This window comes from Streptomyces sp. AC550_RSS872 (assembly GCF_019049285.1).
Taxonomy (GTDB): domain Bacteria; phylum Actinomycetota; class Actinomycetes; order Streptomycetales; family Streptomycetaceae; genus Streptomyces.
This window is the reverse complement of the sequence record NZ_JAGMUL010000091.1, coordinates 38,090-60,303: the sequence shown is the minus strand read 5'-3', so window position 1 is coordinate 60,303 and position 22,214 is coordinate 38,090. Positions and strand designations below refer to the sequence as shown.

At 72.0% G+C, this 22,214-nt stretch carries 16 protein-coding genes and 1 riboswitch; of the genes, 6 read left to right on the top strand and 10 right to left on the bottom strand.

What is annotated here, in order from left to right:
* Positions 1-115 precede the first annotated feature (115 nt).
* The 3 genes from KUM44_RS28930 to KUM44_RS28920 all read left to right on the top strand — a co-directional run bounded on the left by KUM44_RS28930 (position 116) and on the right by KUM44_RS28920 (position 6,062).
* Positions 116-2,512: an MFS transporter gene (locus KUM44_RS28930; protein WP_217212579.1), complete on the top strand. Its 2,397-nt coding sequence runs from the start codon at positions 116-118 to the stop codon at positions 2,510-2,512.
* A gap of 187 nt (positions 2,513-2,699) precedes the next feature.
* Positions 2,700-5,180 (top strand): SpoIIE family protein phosphatase, encoded by a 2,481-nt coding sequence (locus KUM44_RS28925; protein WP_217212577.1) that lies wholly within the window; start codon positions 2,700-2,702, stop codon positions 5,178-5,180.
* Between the two features lie 153 nt (positions 5,181-5,333).
* Entirely contained in the window at positions 5,334-6,062 is a 729-nt protein-coding gene (locus KUM44_RS28920) for a class I SAM-dependent methyltransferase (RefSeq protein WP_217212575.1), read from the top strand.
* 264 nt (positions 6,063-6,326) lie between these two features.
* Here KUM44_RS28920 and KUM44_RS28915 read toward each other — a convergent pair whose 3' ends face one another.
* From KUM44_RS28915 to KUM44_RS28870, 10 genes are all read right to left on the bottom strand, one after another.
* A complete protein-coding gene (locus tag KUM44_RS28915; protein ID WP_217212573.1) occupies positions 6,327-7,829 on the bottom strand; it encodes an APC family permease in 1,503 nt (500 codons plus the stop codon).
* A gap of 113 nt (positions 7,830-7,942) precedes the next feature.
* Entirely contained in the window at positions 7,943-8,797 is an 855-nt protein-coding gene (locus tag KUM44_RS28910; protein WP_217212571.1) for an energy-coupling factor ABC transporter ATP-binding protein, read from the bottom strand.
* Positions 8,794-9,543, bottom strand: coding sequence for a cobalt ECF transporter T component CbiQ (cbiQ, locus tag KUM44_RS28905; protein WP_217212569.1), 750 nt, complete (start codon positions 9,541-9,543; stop codon positions 8,794-8,796). The genes KUM44_RS28910 and cbiQ overlap by 4 nt, the downstream gene beginning before the upstream one ends.
* A gap of 6 nt (positions 9,544-9,549) precedes the next feature.
* Positions 9,550-9,924, bottom strand: a complete 375-nt coding sequence (locus KUM44_RS28900) for an energy-coupling factor ABC transporter substrate-binding protein (protein ID WP_217212566.1) — start codon at positions 9,922-9,924, stop codon at positions 9,550-9,552.
* Positions 9,921-10,622 (bottom strand): energy-coupling factor ABC transporter permease, encoded by a 702-nt coding sequence (locus KUM44_RS28895; RefSeq protein ID WP_217212565.1) that lies wholly within the window; start codon positions 10,620-10,622, stop codon positions 9,921-9,923. The genes KUM44_RS28900 and KUM44_RS28895 overlap by 4 nt, the downstream gene beginning before the upstream one ends.
* A gap of 29 nt (positions 10,623-10,651) precedes the next feature.
* Positions 10,652-10,860: riboswitch (cobalamin riboswitch) on the bottom strand.
* 63 nt (positions 10,861-10,923) lie between these two features.
* A complete protein-coding gene (locus KUM44_RS28890; protein WP_217212563.1) occupies positions 10,924-13,245 on the bottom strand; it encodes a transglutaminase domain-containing protein in 2,322 nt (773 codons plus the stop codon).
* Positions 13,242-14,438 carry a DUF58 domain-containing protein gene (locus KUM44_RS28885; protein ID WP_217212561.1) on the bottom strand — a complete coding sequence of 399 codons (1,197 nt, stop codon included), beginning with the start codon at positions 14,436-14,438 and terminating at the stop codon, positions 13,242-13,244. Before KUM44_RS28885 ends, KUM44_RS28890 begins: the two co-directional genes overlap by 4 nt.
* Positions 14,438-15,415, bottom strand: a complete 978-nt coding sequence (locus tag KUM44_RS28880; RefSeq protein WP_254390256.1) for a MoxR family ATPase — start codon at positions 15,413-15,415, stop codon at positions 14,438-14,440. The genes KUM44_RS28885 and KUM44_RS28880 overlap by 1 nt, the downstream gene beginning before the upstream one ends.
* Positions 15,412-17,613, bottom strand: a complete 2,202-nt coding sequence (locus KUM44_RS28875) for a hypothetical protein (protein WP_217212557.1) — start codon at positions 17,611-17,613, stop codon at positions 15,412-15,414. Before KUM44_RS28875 ends, KUM44_RS28880 begins: the two co-directional genes overlap by 4 nt.
* Before the next feature lie 136 nt (positions 17,614-17,749).
* A complete protein-coding gene (locus KUM44_RS28870; protein WP_217212555.1) occupies positions 17,750-18,199 on the bottom strand; it encodes a peptidase inhibitor family I36 protein in 450 nt (149 codons plus the stop codon).
* Between the two features lie 209 nt (positions 18,200-18,408).
* On the opposite strand from KUM44_RS28870, the gene KUM44_RS28865 reads away from it, so the two are divergent.
* The 3 genes from KUM44_RS28865 (at position 18,409) to KUM44_RS28855 (ending at position 22,212) form a co-directional block, all read left to right on the top strand.
* Positions 18,409-19,965, top strand: a complete 1,557-nt coding sequence (locus KUM44_RS28865; protein ID WP_217212553.1) for a helix-turn-helix domain-containing protein — start codon at positions 18,409-18,411, stop codon at positions 19,963-19,965.
* Positions 19,966-20,063: 98 nt separating this feature from the next.
* Positions 20,064-20,897: a M55 family metallopeptidase gene (locus KUM44_RS28860; RefSeq protein WP_217212551.1), complete on the top strand. Its 834-nt coding sequence runs from the start codon at positions 20,064-20,066 to the stop codon at positions 20,895-20,897.
* The gene (locus KUM44_RS28855) at positions 20,890-22,212 is read left to right on the top strand and encodes a M20/M25/M40 family metallo-hydrolase (protein ID WP_217212549.1); all 1,323 of its coding nucleotides are present in this window, start codon (positions 20,890-20,892) and stop codon (positions 22,210-22,212) included. Before KUM44_RS28860 ends, KUM44_RS28855 begins: the two co-directional genes overlap by 8 nt.
* The last annotated feature ends 2 nt before the right edge of the window (positions 22,213-22,214 follow it).

The following is a 22,214-nucleotide window of genomic DNA, read 5'->3' as shown; positions in this document are numbered from 1 at the left end:
CACCGGTTCGAGTGGATCTCGGTCGTGTCCGGGACGGCGCCGTAACTCGCCGTGCTTGCTCGTAGTTGTCGCCTATTGCGGGAAATGTGAGCAGGTACGGCGAGGGGAGCGGTCCGTGGGCGGCACGACTTTGGTGCAGGACGAAACCGTCACCGCACCTCCTCCACCGGCTCCATCTCAGGAGGCCGAGCCCCAACTGAGCCCGCGCCGCGTGCGCCTGGTCTTCTTCGGACTGATGCTCGCGCTGCTGCTGGCCGCGCTGGAGCAGATGATCGTCGCCACCGCGCTGCCGAAGATCGTCGGCGAGCTGCACGGCCTGGACAAGATGTCCTGGGCGATCACCGCCTACCTGCTCACCGCCACCGTCGGCCTGCCGATCTACGGCAAGCTCGGCGATCTCCTCGGCCGCAAGGGCGTCTTCCAGTTCGCGATCGTCGTCTTCGTCATCGGCTCCGCGCTCGCCGGTCGCGCCGAGACCATGGACCAGCTGATCGCCTACCGCGCGGTCCAGGGCGTCGGCGCCGGCGGGCTCATGATCGGTGTCCAGGCGATCATCGCGGACATCGTGCCGGCCCGGGAACGCGGCCGCTTCATGGGCCTGATCGGCGCCGCGTTCGGCCTCGCCTCGGTCGCCGGGCCCCTGCTGGGCGGCTACTTCACGGACCACCTCTCCTGGCGCTGGTGCTTCTATATCAACGTCCCCTTCGGCCTCGTCACCCTGGTCGTCGTCGCCGTCGTACTGAAGCTGCCCAGGCCGAAGGCCAAGGCCCGGCTCGACGTCCTCGGCGCCCTGCTGCTCGCCGCCGCCTCCACCTGTCTGGTCCTGCTGACGAGTTGGGGTGGCACCGAGTACGCCTGGGACTCCCGCGTCATCCTCGGCCTCGGCGCCGGAGCCGCCCTCGCCGCCGTCCTCTTCCTCGTCGCCGAGCACTACGCCGCCGAACCCCTCATCCCGCTCAGGCTGTTCAGGGACTCCGTCTTCAACGTCACCGGACTCGTCGGCCTGGTGATCGGAGTCGCCCTGTTCGGCGCCGCCAGCTATCTGCCGACCTACCTCCAGATGGTCGACGGGGCCACGGCCACCGAGTCGGGCCTGCTGATGCTGCCGATGATGGGCGGCATCGTCGGCGCCTCCATCGTCTGCGGTCAGCTGATCAGCCTCACCGGCCGCTACAAGATCTACACCGTGCTCGGCAGCGCGCTCTCGACCGTCGGCATGTGGCTGCTGTCCCGCCTCGAAGTGGACACGCCCCGGCTGCACTACAGCATCTGGATGGCCGTACTCGGTGCCGGTATCGGCATGGTGATGCCGGTCCTGATCCTCGCCGTGCAGAACTCCGTGCGCCCCACCGACCTGGGCACCGCCACCAGCGCCAACAACTACTTCCGGCAGATCGGCGGCAGCGTCGGCGCCGCGATCTTCGGCACGCTGTTCGCCGGCCGGCTCGCCGACGCCCTGGCCGAACGGCTGCCCACGCGCGCGGGCGCCGAGCTGCCCGACCCCGAGTCGATCACCCCGCAGCTCGTCCACACCCTGCCCGCCGCGCTGCGCGACGACTACATCCAGGCCTACGCCGACGCCATGCCGAGGATCTTCCTCTACCTCGTGCCGGTGCTCGTCGTCGGGCTGCTCATCGCCTTCTTCCTCAAGGAGACCCCCCTGTCGACCGATGCGGCGTCCCACAACGCCCCGGCCCCGGAGACGGACGCGGCGCCGGCGAACCCCAAGATTCCGCAGGCTCGTTCGCACTACGCCGCCGAAGTCCCCGTCCACGGCACCGTGCAGCATCCCGACGGGACGTACGTACGCCACGCCGCACTCACCCTCATCGACGTCACCGGGCAGCAGGTCGGGCGGGGCGCGAGCGGCGAGGACGGACGGTACGCGCTGGCGACGCCGGGCCCGGGGTCGTACGTCATGATCGCGGCGGCGGGCGGCCACCAGCCGCAGGCCGTCTCCGTGACCGTCGGCGACGGCCCCGTCGAACTGGACATCGTCCTCGGCGGCGCCGGACGCCTCGCCGGGAAGGTCCTCACCCCGGACGGCACCCCCGTGGACGCCACCGTCACACTCACCGACGTGCGCGGCGAGGTCGTCGCCACCACCCGCAGCGGACGCGAGGGCGGCTATGTCATCACCGAACTCGTCGCAGGCGAGTACACCCTCGCCGCGAGCGCGGCCGCGTTCCGCCCGGCCGCCGTCCCCGTCACCGTCAAGGCCGCACGGGAGACCCGCCAGGACATCGAACTCGCCGGCGGCGCCCTGCTGCGCGGCACCGTGCGGGCGGGGGGCGGGCGCCCCGTCGAGGACGCGCGCGTGACCCTCCTCGATGCGGCCGGCAACGTCATGGACACCCTCACCACCGGACCGGACGGCACTTTCCGGTTCGTCGACCTGTCCACCGGCGAGTACACCGTCATCGCCACCGGTTACCCACCGGTCGCCACCGTGCTCCAGGTCGCCGGAGGGGGCCGTACGGAACGTGATCTTCAGCTCGGGCACGAGGACTGAGCCGACGACCGGGACACGGGCCTGTCCTGCGCGGATGCCGCGTGGACGGGGCCCTTCGCCCGATGCGTGAGCCGACGTGAACCCGCCTCATGAATTCCGGTGTTGCGGCACATCACCTCGGCCCGGAGCCGTACGGTGGTGTGGGCGCGCAGATCTTGCGGAGCCTTGGGGAGAGAGGGCCTTGGGCATGAACCGTGGCACCGAGACGGACGGCGCGGTGGCGGAACAAGCCGCGTCCGGACGCATCCCGCTGGCCGTGGTCGTGGTCGACCGCGAGGGTCTCGTCTCGCACTGGAGCTCCGGCGCACGCCGTCTGTTCGGCGCCTCCAAGGAGGAGGCGATCGGCTACCCGGCCGTCGACCTGCTGCCCGTCTCCGGAGCGCTGCCCGAGGACGACGACGTCTCGCCGTACGGCGCCTACGCGGCCTACGACGGTCTCGGCCACGATCTCGAATCGTCCCTCGACGGGCGGCTGTACTACCCGGCGGCGGGCCGCGCCCGCCTCACCGTGCCCGAGCGAAGCGAGAGGGGGGTCCCCCCGCCCGAAGGGTGGGGGAGAGACCGTGTCGACGTGCTGTGGTGGGCCTACCCGCTGGTGGGACCCGGCCCGGAGCGGCTGCTCGTGCTCGGAGCCGACGTGGGACGGCTCCAGCAGGACGCCCAGGACCACGACGACCCCACCGGATACGAGCGTGTCGCCCCCGGGTTCGCCCTGCACACCGACTTCCCCGGCGCCGAGGAACTCGCCCGCAGGCTCCCCGAGATCCTGCCCAGCATGAGCGTCGACGAAGGCGCCCGCATCGTCGGGCAGATCCTCGAACTCGGCTACCCGGTCCTGGAGTTCAGCCAGAACGACCGGGTCCCCGTCACCCCCGACTGGGGCGTGCCCCGGCGCGTGGAGCGCAGGGCCCGCCGGGAGCGGGCCGCCAGAGCCGCCGCGCAAGGCCTTCCGGCGGCGCAGGACGACCCTGACGAAGGAGAGGACCTCGAATACGCGGCCGTACGCGAACGGCTGGAGTTCCTCAACGAGGTCAGCGGCCGCATCGGCACCTCCCTCGACCTGTCGCGGACCATCGTCGAGGTCAGCAAGGCCGTCGTGCCCCGCTTCACCGATGTCGCCGGCACCTATCTGCGCGAACAGGTAGTCGCGGGCGAGGGATTCCCCGAGGGCGTGCCGGACACGACCACCATGTGGCACCGGGTCGCCCTGGAGCACACCGACGAACCCGGCCGCTGGGACGACGTCGTGCCGGTCGGCGAGGCCATGCCCTTTCCCGCGCACACGCCGTTCTTCCAGTGCATGACCACCGGCGATCCGGTGCTCGTGCCCCGCATCAGCGAGCAGATGGGCCATGCCATCGCCTCGCAGTTCGAGAAGCGCGACATCCGGCCGCTCATCACGGGCCGCTCCATGCTGGTCGTGCCCCTCAAGGCCCGCGACGTCGTCCTCGGCTTCATGATCCTGCTGCGCCACCCGGAGCGGCCCGTCTTCAACGACATGGACCGTGTCACCGGCGCCGAACTCGCCGCCCGCGCGGGCCTCGTGCTCGACAACGCGCGCATGTACACGTACCAGGAGAGCGTCGCCGAGACCCTCCAGGACAGCATGCTGCCGCACATCCCGCCGCGCATGGCGGGCTGCGACATCGCCACCCGCTATCTGCCGGGGACCCTCCTCGGCCGCGTCGGCGGCGACTGGTTCGACTCCGTGAAACTGCCCGGCGCCCGCACCGCCCTCGTCGTCGGCGACGTCATGGGACACGGCCTCAACTCGGCGGCCATGATGGGCCAGTTGCGTACGGCCGTGCAGACCATGGCCGCCCTGGACCTGCCACCCGCCCGGCTGCTGCGCAACCTCGACGACCTCGCCCAGCGCCTCGGCGACACCTACCTCGCGACCTGCCTCTACGCCGTCTACGACCCCATCGCGGGCGAACTCCACATCGCCAACGCCGGTCACATCCCGCCCGTCCTGGTCCGCGCCGACGGCGGACACAGCGAGCTGCTCGACCTGCCCACGGGCGCGCCGATCGGCGTCGGTGGGGTGCCGTTCGAGGCGGTACGCGTGCGCGTGGCGCCCGGCGACCGGATCGTGATGTGCACCGACGGACTCGTCGAGGTGCGCGGCGAGGACATCGGTGTCGGCCTCGCCACCCTCTGCGAGTCCGCCGCCCACCCGGCCGCGTCCATGGACGACGCCTGCGACACCATCATCCGCGCCCTCAACACACGCGGCGGCCGCAAGGACGACGTGGCCCTGCTGATGGCCCGGCTCAATGGCATCGAACCGCAGGACGTCGCCGAATGGCGGCTCGCCCTCGACCCGGAGGAGGTCGGCCGGGCCCGCGCCGTCGTCCGGGAACAGCTGCACGACTGGGGCCTGGAGAGGCTGGCCGACAGCGCCGAGCTGATGGTCAGCGAACTCGTCACCAACGCCCTGCTGCACTCCCACCGCCGCCCCGTCGAACTGCGCCTCGTCCGCGGCGACACGCTGCTGTGCGAGGTGGACGACGACGACCACGACCTGCCGACCCTGCTCAACGCCGGGCCCGCCGACGAGTCCGGGCGCGGGCTGCGCGTGGTGAGCGTGCTCGCCCGCGAGTGGGGCACGAGCCGTACGAGCACCGGCAAGGCCGTCTGGTTCGAGCTCACGCTCCCGCGCCGCTGACACGACGGCCTCAAAGGGCGTACGACGGCGTAAAGAGTCTCGAATGCGCAGTGAAGGTATGTGCCGCGCGCTTGTGGCCGAAACCAGGCCGCGATAAACCGTACTCGCCCGTCACTTCACGACGGGTCGGCATCGCAATCTGGGGAGTCGGTCATGAGCGTGACGAGTCGATACCGGGAGGCCTGGGAGGGCTTCTGGCGTGAAGCCTCCGAGGAGCCGGGGGCGGTGTTCTGGGACGCGGAGCCGGTGCTGACCGCCGGCCGCCATCTGGCCCTCTTCGAGGCGCACCTGACCGATCCGGGCCTGGCCATGGTGGACCTGGGCTGCGGCAACGGCACCCAGACCCGTTTCCTCGCCGAGCGCTTCCCGCGTCTGGTCGGCGCCGACCTGTCCGCCGCGGCCCTCGACCACGCCCGCCGCGCCGACCCCGCGGGACAGGCCACGTACCGGCTGTTCGACGCCGTGGAGAAGACCGAGGCAGAGACGCTGCACGCCGAACTCGGCGATGCCAACGTCTATATGCGGGGCGTGCTGCACCAGGCCGAGCCCGACGACCGGCAGCTGATGGTGGACGGGATCGCCACGCTGGTCGGCGAGCGCGGCCGGGTCTTCCTCGTCGAACTCTCCGAGGCCGCCAAGCCCGTCCTCATGGGCCTCGCGCAGAGCCCGTCGGGGCCGCCGCCCAAACTCGCCCCCATCTTCCGGCACGGCATCGCCCCGGGCGAGGTGGCCGACGAGACGGTGCCCGAGTATTTGCGCGCCGCCGGGCTCACCGTTCTCGCCAGCGGCGAACTGCCGCTGGTCACCACGGAGTACGGGCCCGACGGCACGCGGATCGAACTGCCGTCGAAGTGGACGGTGGCGGGCCGGACCGCCAACTAGCCGTATGTGTGGGTCAGTTGACGGCTCCCGCTCGAAGGCGCGCCGCCCGGTGACAGTGCAGGAGGCCTCGCGCACAGACCGTGTTCACGCTGGGCCTGGGTCGTCGAGGCCGCGGGAACGGTGGACGCGGGCAAGGGAGCCGGTCTGGACAAGCCGTTCACACCGATCACCAGCGAGTCCCTGGTGCGGGCCCGGCCAAACGCCGGCCGGCATGGACCGTCGGGTGGTGGACTTGGAGGCCGGGGTGCGTTGCCGCGCAGGGCCTCACGGTTCGGTCGGCGCGTCGCCGTGTACGCGGGCGGGGTCGGCCACCTCCGGGCGCTCCGCCCAGAAGGCCGGTGCCCTCAGGCGCCACACGACCATGAGGACCACACCCGCGAGGGTGATGCCGATGCCGATGACCAGCGGCGGGCCGAGCCCGAACCAGGAGACGCCGCTGTAGGAGTTCGCGGGGTCGGACATGTCGCCGATCGACTCGACCAGCAGCCAGACCAGCAGCCCGGCGCCGACCAGCGGGCCGAGGCCGATGAGCAGGAAGTGGTGCGGGCTCTCGGTGAGATGGCGGCGGTAGTAGACCGCGCAGGCGACGCCCGTGAGCGCGTAGTAGAACGCGATCAGCAGCGACAGCGCGGTCAGCGAGTCGAACAGCGCGTTCTGGCTGATCTGGCGCACCGCGACGTACCAGGCGATGGCGATGGCCGCGACCCACCAAGTACTCACGTCCGGCGTGCGGAAGCGGGCGTGGATGTGCCCGAAGTACGCCGGCAGCGCGTGCCGGCGTGCCATGGACAGCGCGGTGCGCGAGGCGGGGATGATCGTCGTCTGCGTCGACGCGAGGGCGGAGGTCGAGACCGCCAGCAGTACGACCCAGTCCCAGGCGCCCATGACCTCGTCGGCGAGCAGCGCGAAGATGAACTCCTCCTCCTGCGCGTTCTCGGCCAGGTACGCCGGGCCGGCGTAGGCCACGACCGCGTAGGCGACCGACACATACGTCACCAGCAGGACGACCGTCGACCACACGGCCGCCCTGCCGGGAGCGGTCGCGGAGTTCTCCACCTCCTCGGTGAGGTTCACCGCAGATTCCCAGCCCCAGTAGATGAACACGCCCAGCAGCAGACTCGCCGTCAGTTCGGCGCCACCGGCTCCGAAGGGATCCAGCCAGCCGAACGCCGGATCGACGGAGTCGAGCGAACCGGTGTCGGCGTAGACCCGGTAGATCGCCACCACGGCGAACACGAGCAGACAGGCGACCTGCGCGAGGATCAGTACGTTCTGCACCTTGGCCGACACCTCCGTGCCGATGACGCACACGGCCGTCATCACCAGGATGAGCAGCACCGTCAGCGTCTCGCGCAGCAACTCGTCGTCGACCCAGCCTTCGAGGCCGAACGCGAGCAGGGCGAACGTCACCGCGACGTCCGCGAGCGAGCCGACCACCAGGACCCCGGTCAGCGTGATGGCCCAGCCGCCGAGCCAGCCCGCCCACGGGCCCATCGCCCGGGTGACCCACGAGAACGTCGTCCCGCAGTCCTGGTCGACCCGGTTGAGGTAGTAGAACGCCGACGCGATCAGCAGCATCGGGACGAACGAGGCGAGCATGACGCCGGGGGCGTGGACACCGACGAGCGCCACCACCGGGCCGATCGCCGCGGCCAGCGAGTACGCGGGCGAGGTGGAGTTGAGCCCGATGACGAGGGCGTCGACGAACCCGATCGCGTTGGCCTTCAGCCCTCCGGGCGGGTGGGTGTCCTCCGTGGCGTCGGCCATGCTGCCTCACTTCGGTCGTACGTGACCTCATGAAACAGCGAACCGTGGGGACCGCCCCGCCTTTGGTGTGTGCTCGCGGGATGTATCACCCGTGTGCCCAACGCGCGCACAAGTCAGCCTTCGGCCGGGCTCGGTGCCGTGGCCAGGGCCGCCAGTGCCTCCGCGTCGCGCGGGCCCGGCGACGCGTCGTCCAGCAGGCCGTGCGCGCGCAGGAACTGGGCCGCCGCGACGCCCCAGGGCAGGCGCAGCCCGGCCTGCTGGAGGAGATCGGTGCGGGCCAGCATGGCGGGCGCCGCTCCTGTGCGGACGCCGCCCGGGGTCAGCAGGGCCGCGTCGTCCGCCCAGCGCAGGGCCAGGTCGACGTCATGAGTGGCCATCACCACCGTGGTGCCGCTCGCGCGGAGCCCGTCGAGGGTGGCCAAGAGACGCTCCTGACCGTCGGGGTCCAGCCCGGCGGTCGGCTCGTCGAGGATCAGCACGCGGGGCCGCATCGCGACGGCGCCCGCGATGGCCGTGCGCTTGCGCTGCCCGTACGACAGCAGATGCGTGGGCCGGTCGGCCAGCGCGGTGATGTCCAGGGCGGTGAGCGCCTCGTCGACCCGTGCCCGCACCTCGGCGTCGGGCAGGCCCAGGTTCAGCGGGCCGAAGGAGACGTCCTGGGCGACGGACGCGGCGAACAGCTGGTCGTCAGGATCCTGCACCACCAGCTGCACGGTCGTCCGCAGCCGGGTCAGGCCCTTGCGGTCGTAAGTGACCGGGGTACCCGCCACGGTCAACCGGCCGTCGTCCGGACGCAGTCCACCGCTGAGCAGCCGCATCAGCGTGGTCTTGCCGCTGCCGTTGCGGCCGAGCAGCGCCAGCGCGCGCCCCTCGCGGACGTCGAAGTCGAGGCCGCTGAGGACGACGGGGCCGTCCTCGTAGGCGTAGGACACGCCCCGCAGGGCGACCAGGGCGGTGGGCTCGCTCATGGCAGGGCCCTTTCCAGTACGAGGGTGAGGGCGGCCAGCGCTGCGAGGAGCCCGCAACTCGCGGCCGTGAAGCGGACGGAGACCCGGGCCTCGGGCACCAGGACGCGCAGCGTGCCGTCGTAGCCGCGCCCGGCGAGCCCGGCCTGGAGCCGGGTGGCCCGGTCGAAGGCCCGCACGAAGGCGGTGGCCCCGAGCCCGGCCAGCGACCGCCACTCCGCGGCCCGGCCGGTGTGCCCGAGCCGGGCGGCCTGGGCCTCCCGGATACGGCGCACGGAGTCCAGGAGCAGGAAGCTCATCCGGTACGTCACCAGGGCGACGTCGACGACTGGCGCGGGCACCCCGGCCTTCACCAGGCGGGGCAGCAGATCGGACATCGGCGTGGTGAAGGCGAACAGCAGCACGCCCAGCGAGGCGGCCGAGGTACGCAGCAGCAACTCCCCGGCGCGCAGCGGGCCCTCGTCGGCGAGGGACACGAAGCCGTCCGGCCCGCCGACCTGGACGAGCAGGGTGAGCGCGCCGGTCACACAGAAGCCGAGCGGCACACGGTAGGCCCGCCACAGCCGCCGCGCGGGCACGCCCGCCGGACCCAGCAGTACGGCGAGGGAGGTGGCCAGGACCAGTGCGGCGCCCGGCCAGGGCGGCAGCGAGATCGCGAGCACGGTGAGGCCGAGTCCGAGCACGGCCTTGTCCACGGGGTGACGGCGGCGCCAGCGACTGCTGTGCGCCGCCGCGTCGATCGGCAGCACGAGAGGTCAGGACCTCTCGGCCGGGGACTCCTCGGCGGTCGCGCCGGCCGCGCTCTCGGCGCCGCCGACCCGCTCCAGCGCCCGCTCCTCGCCCTGCCGCCGTCCCCGGCGCAGGCCGAAGTAGTAGGCGAGGACCCCGGCCCCGAGGGCCGCTTGGAGGGAGAACAGGGCCGACTCGATCTCACCGGACGGCGGTTCGTACAGCGGGGAGAACCATGGTTCGTAGTCCGGCTGGATCTCGGTGATCGCAGTCTCCGCCTCGCCGTCGGCGCCCGTGAACGGCTCCTCCTTGTGGTCGCCGAGGCCGAGGGCCAGCGGCAGTACGGCGAGGGCGGCCACGACGACCAGCAGCAGGATGTTGATCTTCGTGTTCCTGCTCATCGGGCCACCGCCTCGGTCTCGGTCCGGGACCGCTTCTTGGTCAGGAGGACGCCCAGCCGGGTCAGTTCGCCCTTGCTGGACTGCACCAGCAGCCGCATCACGAGCACCGTGAGCAGTCCCTCGCTCACCGCGAGGGGGATCTGGGTGACGGCGAAGATGGAACCGAACTTGCCGAGCGCGCCGAGGAATCCGCTGCTCGGGTCGGGGAAGGCCAGCGCCAGCTGGATGCTGGTCACGCAGTAGGTGGACAGGTCGGCGAGGAAGGCACCGAAGAAGACGGCGACCATCAGCGGCACGTCGTACCGCCGCAGCAGCTTGTAGATCGCGTACCCCGCCCAGGGGCCGACGATCGCCATCGAGAAGACGTTGGCGCCGAGCGTGGTCAGACCGCCGTGCGCGAGCAGCAGCGCCTGGAAGAGCAGGGTGATCGTGCCCAGCACCGCCATGATCGGCGGCCGGAACAGGATGGCGCCCAGACCGGTGCCCGTGGGATGCGAGCAACTGCCGGTCACCGAGGGCAGTTTCAGCGCGGACAGAACGAACGTGAAGGCCCCGGAGGCGCCGAGGAGCAGCGTGCTCTCCGGATGCTCCTTGACCTCACGGGTGAGTGAACGGACGCCGTGGACGACGAAGGGCGCAGACGCGACGCCCCAGGCGACCGCGTGCGCCGGAGGCAGGAAACCCTCGGCTATGTGCATGGCTCAGCAGACCCTCTCCAGCACCTCGTGGATGGTTGACGCGCCCTGGCCGGTCTCCTGGCTTACGGGTACCACCGCCCGTGCTCCGCCTTCCCGGGTCCCGAAGAACCCAGTGGCTGCCCGTGAGGGCCGGAGCCGGACTTCCCGATTCACAGTGGCGAGGGCCGCACCGGCATCACACCGGGTTTCCCGTTCACCAAGGCGTGGTGACAGTAGTGCCCGGACAGGGTGGCTGACAAGCGCGCCCGGGCGCGTGAAGGGGGCGCGCGGCGCTACGCGACAGGCCGCCGCGCGTACACCTCTATCTCGGGAGGCCGGCCCCCGGGCGACGTCGGCGAGGGGCCGCGGAGCGCAGGTGGCGGAGCAGGCGGGTGCGGCGCGGGATGCGGTGCCGGACGGTCTCCTCGAGCGCGTCGCAGTCCGCCCACGCGGAGTCGGCGGCCGCGCTGTCGGGTCTGCGGCCCGCGTACTCGACCTCGTTGACCAGGGTGGCCAGGTCCGGCAGGCGCCGGCCCGCGGTGCCGCCCACGTGCTCCGCGCCGAACGCGGCGATCTCCTGCGCCGTGTGCGCTCCCGTGGCGGGAAGGCCGATCTCCGTGAGGCGTTCGACGATCTGCTGCCAGGCCCCGAGGACCCTGTGCCGCGCGTCCGGGCCGTTGCGCCGTCTGCTGCGCCTGTTGTACGGCAGCCACAGCGCGTACAGCACATAGGCCGTGGCGAGCAGGAGCAGCGCGAGCGGGACGGTGAGCCACAGGGGCGGCATACCGGTGCCGGACGCGCCCCCGGTGGCGGGGGCCGCCTCGGCCGGTTTGCGCGGGGGCGTCGACGACGGCGTCGGCTCGGTGCCCTCCCGGTCCGCATGCTGACGTTCCTCGGGCTCCGCCGCCGACGCGGCTCCGGAGCCGCCCTGAGCGGCCTCGCCGGGCGTCGGATGGAACGGCACCCAGCCGACCCCGGCGAACTTCACCTCCGGCCAGGCCAGCACGTCCCGTCCCCGTACCTGCCAGGTGCCGGAACCGGTCCGCGTACCCGGGCGGAAGCCCACGGCCACCCGGGTGGGCAGGCCGAGGGTGCGGGCCAGGACCGCGAACGAGGCGGCGAACTGCTCGGACGTGCCCCCTCCGCCGTCCGCCAGGAAGAACTCCAGGCTCCGGTAGGTGTGCCCGGGCAGCGCCTCGGGGTCGAGCCGGTAGTTGGCGCGCAGCCAGTCGGCCAGGCGTACGGCCCGCTGATAGGGGTGGGTCGTGCCCCGGGTGACCTGTACGGCGATGTTCCTGAAGGACCGTACGGAGGGGATCGGTTGCCCGGCCGCGTCGACGGCGGGGAGCTTCACGCGTGCCGGGTCGTGGGCGGCCGCCGCGTACCGCAGCCGGTCGGCGTCGTACTCGGGGAGACGGGAGATCGCGGTGTAGGTGAAGCCGTGCCGGACGGCCGCCCCCGTGGAGAGCACCCCGCTGTCCGGGTCGACGGACAGGGAGGTCCCTTCGGGCGTGGTCACGGATGAGGGCCGGTCGGCGGCGGGGAGCCAGATGCCGGGCAACGACTGTACGGTGACATGCTGTTCGAGCGTCTTGGTCCGGCCCGCTCCGTCCGGATCGGTGCCTTTCTCCTCCGGCACCCGGCCACCGGTACGGGTCAGCCCGGCGTTGCTGCTCCAGGTCGTCCCGTCGTACCGGTCGAGGACCGCCAGCCGGTAGTTCCCGGGGGTCGCACCCGAGGTCCGTACGGTGAAGACCTTCTCGTCGCCGTTGCGCAGCCAGGCCGCGACCTGGTCCAACGGGCTGATGGACTGCGGCCGTTCGGTCGGTGGTGTGACCGTCTTCCGTAGGTCGTAGGGGGAGCCGAGACCGGGAAGGAGCGGGCCCAGCAGTGCCGCGACGCCGCCGAGCGCGGCCACGGCCGGCAGCCGGAGCGCCATGGCGCGCAGCGGAAGCCGGACTCGGGAACGCACCAGCACCAGCAGCGCGGCGGCCCCGGCCAGCGCGCCCGCCGCCGGGTACGACGATCCCGGCCCGTCCGCGCCGAGTACCAGCGGGAAGCCGAAGGCGAGGACCGCGGGGACGGCGGGAAGCAGCGGCGCGCGGGTCCGCAGGGCGAGTTCAGCGGCGACGGCGGTGGCCGTCCAGACGACGGCGTGCGGCAGCACCAGCAGTTCGGGCTCGCCGGGCGCGGGCAGGATGGTGGTGAGCAGCGCGTGCGGTGCGTCGAGGAGCGCTGACCACGTGGCGCGCAGTGCGGCTGCGCCCGGCAGACCGTCGCTCACCTCGTGGAAGAGGGTCGCGCTGACGACGCCGGCCCAGGCGACGAGGGTCAGCAGCGCGGCCGGCCACAGCGGCAGGGTGGGTCGGCTCGCGCGCCCCTCGCGGGCGGGGCGGCGACGGAGCAGGCCCGACAGCACCGCCGACAGTGCGAGCGGGGCGAACACGGCCACCGCCAGCACCGGAAGCAGCTCGGACGGCGGGAAGACCCGGGCGAAGCCGCACCCCGAGGCGCCGGACAGCGCGGCCACGGGCACCAGCGACCACAGCCGCCGCGCCCGGTCCGGCTCACCGGCGATGCCGCCGGTCCGTGCGGGTACGTCGCCCTGGAGCGACGGGGCGGCCACCGGGGCCGTGGCGCTCATCGCACGGCCTCCCGGCGCCATCCGGCGAGCAGCTCGTCCAGCGAGGCGACGCGCAACTGCGGCAGGTCGGAGACAGGGCCGGCGCCGGCGCCAGGGCCAGGGCCAGGGCCAGAGCCAGACCCGCCGCGCGTGGTCTGCGCGTCGGCGCCGGCGCGGACCACCGTCACCCGGTCGAAGCGGCCCCGTACCCCGTCGACGGCGCCGAGCCCTCGGGTGTCGCCCGTGCCGGTGACGACGACCAGCGTCCCGTTGTTCCCGTGGCCGCTGCCCAGTCCGTCGAAGGCGGCTGCCACGGACGTCAGGTCCGAGCGGCGCACCACGGCCAGCGCGTCCAGCAGCGCCTCGCCGTCGTCGCCCGAGCCGTCGGTGTGCAGCAGCGGCCCCGCCTCGCCGACCAGGTGCACGGGGAAGTGGGAGCGGGCCGCCGCGTACGCGACGGAGGCCGCGCAGTCCACGGCCAGTTCGAAATCGTCCTCCGAGATGTAGGCACGGTGGCGGCCGTCGAGCACGAGGGTGGTGTGCGGGAGCGACACGTCGACCATCTGGCGGACCATCAGCGTTCCGGTGCGGGCCGTCGACCGCCAGTGGACGCGGCGCAGGTCGTCGCCGAGCACGTACTCGCGCAGCGCGTGGAAGGTCAGCGAGCCGTCGTCGGCGGCGTCGGAGGCCGGCCCCTCCACATGGTGCGCCTGCCCCGACGGCAGCACGGGCAGCGGGCAGATCCGGGGCCGTACGAGCAGCGTGTCCTCGGCACCGTACGGACGCTTACGGCGGGCGAGCCCGAGCGGGTCGGTGCGTTCCAGCCGCAGCGGGCCCACCGGCACACGGCCGCGGCGGGCGGTGGGCAGCGCGTACCGCAGCTCGTGGGCCGCGCCCGGCCGCAGCGCCGGTACGTCGACGGGGATGTCCCGGTCACCGCACCGGTCGACGGCGCGCAGGCCCCGTCGCGTACGTCCCCCCGTGTTCGCGAGGGTGACGACGCCCTCGGCGGGATCGCCCCGGCTCACCCGGCCCGGCTCGATCTTCCGCTCGGCGCCCAGCCGGGGTGCGGGCAGCGCCCACAGGACGGCGAGCGCGACCGCGAGCAGACAGGTCACGCCGAGCGCCGCGAACTCGCCGTACCCGAGCCCATAGCCGACGCCGGTCAGTACGGCGCCCCCGGCCAGCGTGCCCCACCCGGTGCCCGACAGCATCAGAGGCGTGCCCCGCTGTTCAACTCCACCGTGGCCAGCACCTCTTCGATCACGTCCGTGCCGGTGCGGCCGCTGAGCTCGGCCTCCGGCGTGAGGATCAGCCGGTGCGCCAGGACCGGCCCCGCCAGCGCCTTCACGTCCTCCGGGAACGCGTACGGCCGGGACTGCGAGGCCGCCCGGACCCGCATCGCGCGCAGGAGGGCGACGGAGCCGCGTGGCGAGGCACCGAGGCGTACGTCGGGAAGGGAACGGGTCGCCGCCACCACCCGTACCAGGTAGTCGTACAGCGCGTCGGCCACCTGTACCTCGGCGGCGGCCCCTATGAACTCCGCGATCTCCTTGGCGGTGGTGACGGGGGTCAGCGACTCCGGGGTGGCATCCGTGTCTGCCCCCTTGAGGACGGCGACCTCGGAGGCGTGATCGGGGTAGCCGACGGTGATCCGCATCAGGAAGCGGTCGAGTTGGGCTTCCGGCAGCGGGTAAGTGCCGCCCATGTCCACCGAGTTCTGGGTCGCGAGCACCATGAACGGGCGGGGCACCGGGTGCGTGGTGCCGTCGGCGGTGACGCGGCGCTCCTCCATCACCTCCAGCAGCGCGGACTGCGTCTTGGGGGAGGCGCGGTTGATCTCGTCGCCGAGCACGATGTTGGCGAAGACCGGGCCGGGGAGGAACTCGAAGGCGCCGGTGTTCTGCCGGTAGACCGTGACGCCGGTGATGTCGGAGGGCAGCAGGTCCGGCGTGAACTGCACGCGCGCGAAGTCGGCCTCGATGGAGGCGGCCAGACAGCGGGCGAGGGTGGTCTTGCCGGTGCCGGGGACGTCCTCGACGAGCAGGTGCCCTTCGGAGAAGAGGCAGGTCAGGGCCAGTTCGATGGTGTCGCGCTTGCCTTTGACGACGCGCTCGACGTTGTCGGCGAGGGCGTGGAAGCACTGCGCTGCGCGGGCGAGGCCGTCGCTGTCGGTGGGGGGAGGGGTCATTCGCATTCCCAGACGTCGAGGTTGGAGCGGGTCTCCACGAATAGGTCAGTGACGTATCCGGTGATGTTCTTGTCTATGAGGGGGTCGTAGTAGGTGAGGCGGGCCCAGACGTCGGTTGTCTTCTCGTCGATCGTGATTTCTTCGCCCCTCATATTGCAGTGGACCGTGACCTCGGGGTTCTCCCCGGCGGGGATGCTCCCCGCACGGCCACCCACCGTGCTGTGGGGCTTGTTACGGATCCCGAGATCGCGCCCGTTGGGCAGGTTGTTCACGATGTTCATCCGCTGAGCGGGCGGGGTCAGGTCGATCCACCCGGATGCCGCTGGACCCGATCCGGCCGCGTTGGTAGCCATCACCGCCACCCCGCGGACGATGCCGTTCCGCAGGCCGCCGTAGGTGTGACTGTGCTCGATGGTCTCAGCCGTCCCGCCGGGCCCGTTGATCGTGTACCTCACCGAGCCGTTCGTCCCCTGCGGCGCCTGCCAGGTCACCGTGCCGCCGTGTCCGCCCTGTGCAGGGGTGAAGGCGAGCTCCCGCGGCGCCCCCGGCGCGACACACGGCCTTGCCAGTGCCGACGGCGCCGACTCCTTGTCCGGCCTGCCCCCGCCGTACTGCGCGACCACCGTGAAGCTGTACTGCTTCTCGCACGACCCGCCGCTCACCTCGAAGACGAACGGGCCGTCGGGGCCGACCGCGTCCGGGGTGACGGTCTGGCCCTGCGCCGCCCCCTTGAGGACATAGCGCTGCGGCGTCGCACCCAACGCCTTGGCGAAGGTGATGCGGATGGCACCCGACCGCGACTCCGCCTGCGGTGCCCCCGGCGCCCCGGGCTCGGGTGCCGGCTGTGTCGGCCCGGGCGGACCGGACGCTCCTCCGGACGGGCCACCGGAGGCACCGTCGGAGGGGGCGCCCGACACCGGAGCCGTCGTGCCCGGGACGTCCGCAGGCGGCGGAACCTGCGCGACCGGGGCGCCCGTCGGGACGCCGTCCTCGACCGGCTCGTCCCCGGGCTCGCGCGCCGACGGGGCCTTGGTCCCGTACTTGCTGATCCGCCTGACCTCGCCGTCGGCGTCGATCACCGCGGCTGCGGCGCCGTCCGGGTCGTTCACCCACAACAGGCCGTCCTGTACGAAGAGTTCGAGCTCACCGGGTCCATCGGCGATCCGTATCGGTTCGGCGAGGGCGGACAGGGCGGTGTCGTACACCAGCAGCCTGCCGGTGGACTCGTCCGGTATGTAGACCCGCTCGCCGAGCAGTTGGGGTGCTCCCAGCACCTGGCCTTCCGTCGGTACGCGGACGCGCAGGGTGTGTCTGCTGTGGACGTCCACCACGACCAGATCCCCGGTGCCGGCGGCCAGCACCGGTACCGCGGAGCCGTCGGTGCCCGCGGGCACCAGGACGTCCGCCGGATCCGCCACGGCGAACGCGTCGCCGAGGTCGAAGGCGCCCCGCACACCCGAGGTCGACAGCACCTTCGTCGTGGCGGCGGTCCCGTCGGTCACCACGGGACGGCCGCCGGCCACGGTCAGCGTCAGATCGTGGCCCGCGTCGGCCACCTTGACGGCCGTGCCTTTCAGGCCCTCGACGAACGGCACCACCGTGCCGGAGTCCGGCAGTGGCACCCACAGCGTGCCCTCCCCGTCCACCACGGCGGCGCCCGGCTTCCCGTCCAGCGGCACGGGCGGACTCTCGGCTGTCGTCTTCGCCGGGTCGATCAGCTGGACGGTGCCCCGCGCGGGGTCGACGACATACGCGTACGCACCGCCGGAGACGAGTTGAAGCCCCGCCGCACCGTAGTCCGCCGACTGGGCGGCGGTGAGCTGTGCGGCATCGATCCGGACGACCCTGCCGGTCCGTTCGTCCAGCACCAGCGTGGTCCTGCCGTCCTGCGCGACCGAGACCGGGTGGCCCGCCATCCCGGCCGGCAGCGCGGCCTTGCCGTCCACCTCGCCGGTCAGCCCGTGCGCATGCACGACCTCGCCCTTCGTGCCCCCCGCCAGCCAGGCGCCGATGTCGGCGAGTTCGGGCCGGGTGCCGGACGTGCCCGCTCCGACGGCGAGCGAGGTGCCGATGAGCGTGCCGGCCGCGCAGACCGCCAGGTAGCCGGTGACATGGTTGCCCGTCGGGCGCAGTCGCGCGCGGGCTGCGGCGAGCAGTGTCGTGGCACGTATGCCTGGCGTACTGGTCCTTCTCGGCATCCTTGCTCCCCCATGCCGGCAGCCAACTCTGCGTGGCCGAAGGTTAGTTGACAGAAAGCGGAGGTGTCAGCGGCAACACGGGCCACTCGGCCGCCGTTTCGTGGGAAGCGGCGGCCGAGTGATCAGGTGAAACGGCTCAGCAGTTGGCGACCCACTTGTGGGAGGCGATGTTGTCGTTCAGGGACTGACCGCCTCCCGCGCCATTGTGCGGGAAGTAGTGGTGGACGATGTTCTCCAGGTACACGCCCTTGTTGAGGCAGAAGTGGGCACCGGTCTGGCCGGGACCATAGTAGAGCCAGACGTCGTGCGTACGGCCGTTGTTCCAGACGGAGCTCGCCTCGTTGCGCATGCCGCCGCAGGTGTCCCAGTTGCCGACGTTGCCGGACCACGCGCAGTGCAGGCCGCCCTTCTTCTGGTTCTGCCACACGTGCAGCTTGCCGTCCGGCGCCGCCTGGACCCGCGTCGACGGCGCGGCGGCCGGCGACGCATACCACTCGGGGTTGGCGTGCGCGGCGCCCGGCAGAGCGGTCAGCGTCGCGGCGGCGAGCCCCACGGTTGCCAGCGCGGAGGCGATTTTGGTCCTCATGACGGTTTCTCCTTGGTCGTGTTGTCGTGCCGGTTGTGGCCACGCCGACGCTGGCAGGGCGTTTCGGCGCCTGGCAACGGATCACCGCCCGGTGGGATGCTGGGACGCGGAAACGTGTGGTGGCCTCGCACTTCAGTCGGCCCGCTGGGACACCGGTGGGACAGTGGGACGGCGTGGTACGACGGTGTGCGCCGAGGGGGAAGACCGAAATGGGATCGCAGCCCGTGGAGTTCGACGAGTTCGCGGCCTGTCTACGGGCGCTCAAGGAACGGGCGGACCTCAGCTATGAGGCGCTGGCCCGCAGGACCGGAATAGGCAGGTCCAGCCTGCACCGCTACTGCTCCGGCTCGCATGTCCCACAGGACTACGGATCGGCCCACCGGTTCGCCACGGCCTGCGGGGCGTCACCGGAGGAACTGCGCCGATTACACCGGCTCTGGGCACTGGCGGACGCTGCTCGGGAGCCTGACCGTGGCGTGGACACGGACACGGACACGGACACCGATACGGACACGAACACGGATGCGGACTCGGACGCGGTTCCGGAACCAGCCCCAGCCCCAGCCCCGGACCTTGAGCCGGAAACAACCCCGACGCCGACCCAGGAGGCCGAACCAGCCCCGCGCACACGCCGGCACCCCGCCACCTCACCTGCCCTCGTAGTCCTCGTGCTCGTCCTGGCGCTGGGAGCCACGGCATGGGGCATCGCGGCCGTCTCCGGAACGGGAACCGGATCCGATGGCGGAACCGCCGACAGCGACAAACGCCCGCTGTTCTCGGCGGAGTGCGCCGGGCCGGTGCGTCTCGGGCAGCGCGGCGCCTGCGTACGGGAGGTGCAGCGGCTGCTGGCCCGAGCCGGGGCCGAGATGGACGTCGACGGCGATTTCGGCCCGCAGACACTGCGTCGGGTGACCGCCTTCCAGGCACTGTCGCGCATCGACGCCGACGGTGTGGTCGGCGAGGAGACGAAGAAGGCGCTCTACGCGCCGAAGAGCCGGATGGAGACCTGGCCGCCCGGGAAGGTGCGGCAGCGGGTCCGCAAGGTGTTCCGCGAAGCGCCCGACGACGCGGTCGCGCTCGCCGACTGTCAGTCGTCCCTCGACCCGTTCCACATCGTGCCGAACACCAACGGCACCCGGAACTGGGGCGTCTTCCAGATCTCGGATGCCGTGCTGCGGAAACTCGGCGGCACACCGCGCGACGCGATGGACCCGGAGTGGAACATTCAGGCCGCCCACCGCCTGTGGAGCCGCACGAAAGGGTTCGGCGACTGGCCGCACTGCGACCGCGCGTCCTCACCCGAAGCCGTCGGACCGGCCCTGGTGTCGACGGTCGACGACCGGTCGTCGGAACCGGCACAGGACGGCTCCTCGTCCCCGGCGTCCACCACGAACACCGTCTGCCCGGTCCCGGGACAGCGCTTCAAGACGCCCCACCACGACCGCGTCTACCTGGTCGGCCCCGGCAATCGTCTGTACTACGTCCCCGACGCGACCGTCTACTTCAACCTCTGGGACGACTGGAACGGCGTCGCCGTCGTCAGCGACCGTGTCTTCGCGGACTGTGCGTGGGACGAGGCCCGCGAGTTGGCCAACGGGTTCCTGGCCAGGGTGAGCGGCAGCTCGCGGGCCTACCTCTGGGACGCGTGGTACGGCTACCGCCCGATCACGGACCGTACTGTCTTCAACAAGTACGGCTTCTCGGAGGCGAAGGTCCAGACACGGCCCTCCCTGTCCCCGATCAGCGGCGACACCAGCTGGCGGTGAAGGCGGGCACGGGCGACGGGAGCGCACCGGGAAGAGGGTCGGGCGGGGCCGATCCGACTCGTAGGAAGTTCCCGCACCGACGCGTAACGTGAAGCCTCATGAAGATCCTGATCAGTGCCGACATGGAGGGCGCCACCGGCGTGACCTGGCCGGCCGACGTGCTGCCCGGGACGCCGCAGTGGGAGCGGTGCCGGGGGATGTTCACCTCGGACGTCAACGCCGCCGTGCTGGGGTTCTTCGACGGCGGCGCCGACGAGGTCGTCATCAACGAGGCCCACTGGACGATGCGCAACCTGCTGCTCGAACGGCTCGACGAGCGGGCGGAGATGCTCACCGGCCGGCACAAGACGCTGTCCATGGTCGAGGGCGTGCAGCACGGCGACGTGGACGGCATCGCCTTCGTCGGCTACCACGCGGGCGCCGGCATGGAGGGCGTCCTCGCGCACACGTATCTCGCCAACTCCATCACCGGGGTGTGGCTGAACGACGTACGGGCGAGCGAGGGGCTGCTGAACGCGTATGTCGTCGCCGAGTACGGCGTGCCCGTCGTGCTCGTCACCGGGGACGACGTGGCCTGCGAGGACGCGCTCGGGTACGCGCCCGAGGCGCTGAAGGTCGCCGTCAAGGACCATGTCTCGCGGTACGCCGCCGTGTGCCGGACGCCCGCAAGGACCGCCACCGACATCCGCGCGGCGGCCAAGGAGGCGGCCGCGCTGGCGGTCCGCCGGGCACCGGTGAGCGACGGGCCGTTCACCGTCGCCCTGGAGTTCGACGCCGAGCACCTCGCGATGGCGGCCACCGTCGTCCCCGGCGTCGAACGTGTCGGCGAGCGGAAGGTGGCGTACACCAGCGAGCGCATGTACGAGGGAATCCGTACCTTCAAGGCGGTCACCACGATCGTCTCGGCCGCGGTGGAGGAGCAGTATGGCTGACCAGCAGGCACTCGACGAGGTCGTGACGTTCACCTCCGACCTCATCCGGATCGACACGACCAACCGGGGCGGCGGCGACTGCCAGGAGCGCCCCGCCGCCGAGTACGCCGCAGCGCGGCTCGCCGAGGCGGGCCTCGAGCCCACGATGCTGGAGCGCACGAAGGGCCGTACGAACGTCGTCGCCCGCTTCGAGGGCACCGACCCGTCGGCGGACGCGCTGCTCGTCCACGGTCATCTGGACGTGGTGCCCGCCCAGGCCGCCGAGTGGAGCGTGCACCCCTTCTCCGGGGAGATCCGCGACGGCGTGGTCTGGGGCCGGGGCGCGGTCGACATGAAGAACATGGACGCGATGATCCTGGCCGTCGTCCGGGCCTGGGCCCGCCAGGGCGTACGGCCCCGCCGGGACGTCGTGATCGCGTTCACCGCCGACGAGGAGGCGAGCGCCGAGGACGGCTCCGGGTTCCTCGCCGATCAGCACGCGGGCCTCTTCCAAGGCTGCACCGAGGGCTTCAGCGAGTCCGGCGCCTTCACGTTCCACGACGGCAGCGGACGGCAGATCTACCCGATCGCGGCGGGGGAGCGGGGCACCGGCTGGGTCAAGCTCACGGCACGCGGGAGGGCCGCGCACGGCTCCCAGCCCAACCGGGAGAACGCGGTCACCCGCCTCGCCGCCGCCGTCACCCGAATCGGCGCACACGAGTGGCCGCTCCGGCTGACCCCGACGGTCCGCGCTGCCCTCACCGAACTCGCCGCGCTGTACGGCCTGGAGGCCGACCTGGACGACGTGGACGGACTGCTGGAGAAGCTCGGCCCGGCGGCCCGGCTCGTCGAGGCGACCGTCCGCAACAGCGCCAACCCGACGATGCTGGATGCCGGTTACAAGGTCAACGTGATCCCGGGGGAGGCGGTGGCCTACGTCGACGGCCGCTATCTCCCCGGCATGGAGGACGAGTTCCGCGCCACCCTCGACGAACTCACCGGGCCCGACGTGGAATGGGAGTTCCACCATCGCGAGGTGGCCCTCCAGTCGCCGGGGGCTCTCCAGTCGCCGGTTGACTCACCGACGTACGCCAAGATGCGCGCCGCCGTCGAGGAGTTCGCGCCGGAGGGGCACGTGGTGCCGTACTGCATGCCCGGCGGCACGGACGCCAAGCAGTTCTCGCGGCTCGGCATCACCGGGTACGGCTTCTCGCCGCTGAAGCTGCCGGAGGGCTACGACTACGGGGCGATGTTCCACGGTGTCGACGAACGTGTGCCGGTCGAGGCGCTGCACTTCGGCGTCCGTGTCCTCGACCGCTTCCTGCGGACGGCCTAGGC

Excerpts from the sequence above, each read along its gene's own strand:
- KUM44_RS28910 (WP_217212571.1), bottom strand. The coding sequence starts at position 8,797 with ATGAGCGAGCCCACCGCCCTGGTCGCCCTGCGGGGCGTGTCCTACGCC.
- KUM44_RS28855 (WP_217212549.1), top strand. The coding sequence starts at position 20,890 with ATGGCTGACCAGCAGGCACTCGACGAGGTCGTGACGTTCACCTCCGAC.
- KUM44_RS28925 (WP_217212577.1), top strand. The coding sequence starts at position 2,700 with ATGAACCGTGGCACCGAGACGGACGGCGCGGTGGCGGAACAAGCCGCG.
- KUM44_RS28920 (WP_217212575.1), top strand. The coding sequence starts at position 5,334 with ATGAGCGTGACGAGTCGATACCGGGAGGCCTGGGAGGGCTTCTGGCGT.
- KUM44_RS28885 (WP_217212561.1), bottom strand. The coding sequence starts at position 14,438 with ATGCTGTCGGGCACCGGGTGGGGCACGCTGGCCGGGGGCGCCGTACTG.
- KUM44_RS28880 (WP_254390256.1), bottom strand. The coding sequence starts at position 15,415 with ATGACCCCTCCCCCCACCGACAGCGACGGCCTCGCCCGCGCAGCGCAG.
- KUM44_RS28895 (WP_217212565.1), bottom strand. The coding sequence starts at position 10,622 with ATGCACATAGCCGAGGGTTTCCTGCCTCCGGCGCACGCGGTCGCCTGG.
- KUM44_RS28860 (WP_217212551.1), top strand. The coding sequence starts at position 20,064 with ATGAAGATCCTGATCAGTGCCGACATGGAGGGCGCCACCGGCGTGACC.
- KUM44_RS28890 (WP_217212563.1), bottom strand. The coding sequence starts at position 13,245 with ATGAGCGCCACGGCCCCGGTGGCCGCCCCGTCGCTCCAGGGCGACGTA.
- KUM44_RS28915 (WP_217212573.1), bottom strand. The coding sequence starts at position 7,829 with ATGGCCGACGCCACGGAGGACACCCACCCGCCCGGAGGGCTGAAGGCC.
- KUM44_RS28865 (WP_217212553.1), top strand. The coding sequence starts at position 18,409 with ATGGGATCGCAGCCCGTGGAGTTCGACGAGTTCGCGGCCTGTCTACGG.
- KUM44_RS28870 (WP_217212555.1), bottom strand. The coding sequence starts at position 18,199 with ATGAGGACCAAAATCGCCTCCGCGCTGGCAACCGTGGGGCTCGCCGCC.
- KUM44_RS28875 (WP_217212557.1), bottom strand. The coding sequence starts at position 17,613 with ATGCCGAGAAGGACCAGTACGCCAGGCATACGTGCCACGACACTGCTC.
- KUM44_RS28900 (WP_217212566.1), bottom strand. The coding sequence starts at position 9,924 with ATGAGCAGGAACACGAAGATCAACATCCTGCTGCTGGTCGTCGTGGCC.